The organism is Yersinia sp. Marseille-Q5920 (assembly GCF_946902935.1).
GTDB classification, from domain to species: Bacteria; Pseudomonadota; Gammaproteobacteria; order Enterobacterales; family Enterobacteriaceae; genus Yersinia; species Yersinia rochesterensis.
In genome coordinates, this window is the sequence record NZ_CAMPQA010000029.1 from 1 (window position 1) to 987 (window position 987).

Consider the following 987-nt stretch of genomic DNA (forward strand, 5'->3'; position numbering starts at 1 on the left):
ACCGGCAGTACCTCAGTCAATGGCGGGATTTTGAATCTGGGCAGTAATAATGCGCTGGGCCAGACCTCGGCGCTGAACACTGCGGTGGGCACTTCCACCAATATCAATGGCCACAGCCAGACGGTGGGCGCACTGACCAACGCCGGGACGGTCACATTAGGCACTGGCGGGGCGCTCAGCAGCGGCCTGTTGACCAACAGCAATATTCTGAATATCGCGGGCGGTACATTGAACCTGAGTGCCGGCGGGGCTTCCACCGCAACCGGCGGTTTGACCGGCTCCGGCACCCTGAATATCAATGGCGGCGATTTAGCCCTCAGTGCCGCCAACAGCGGTCTGGCGGGGCAAACCAATATTGCCAGCGGTGCTTCCGCCACCCTGAGCGGCGCGGGCACACTGGGCAGCAGCGCGGTTAACGTGCTGGGCGATTTGAACCTGAACGGGGCCAATGCGGCGCTGGCGAATGTGCTGAGCGGCAATGGTGATATCAATACCAACGCCGCAGTGACTTTGACCGGCACGAACAGCTTCAGTGGCGCACATCATATCGGTGCTGCGGGTGAACTGACAGTGACACAGGCCAGTAATCTCGGGGCGTCAACGGCCACAGTTGGGCTGGACACCGCCACCTCGCATCTGGTGCTAAATGGCGTTAGCGGCACCATCGCCAATGCGCTCAGCGGGGTTGCCGGTTCTGTGGTGGACGTCACCACCGGCGCGAACACCAGTCTGACCGGCAATAACAGCAACTTCCTCGGCCAGTATGCTGTGGCGGGGAACAGTAAACTAACTGTCGGCTCAACGAATAATCTGGGCGCGGCGGCCAACATCGCTCTGGCGGGGGCGCAGGATATTCTGGCGCTGAGTGGCTTTAACGGCACCTTTGCCAATACGGTGACGGGCAGCGGGATATTGCAGGTGACCGGCGGCTCAAATGCCACGCTGACCAGCAGTAATGCGGTCGATAATGCGGTGGCGGTGGATATC

1 protein-coding gene is annotated in these 987 nt (G+C 60.7%); it reads left to right on the forward strand.

Going from position 1 to position 987, the window contains the following annotated elements; all coding sequences use genetic code 11:
• Positions 1-987, forward strand: a 987-nt coding sequence (locus tag OVO64_RS20380; RefSeq protein WP_416371398.1) for a beta strand repeat-containing protein, incomplete at both ends; no start/stop codon positions are given.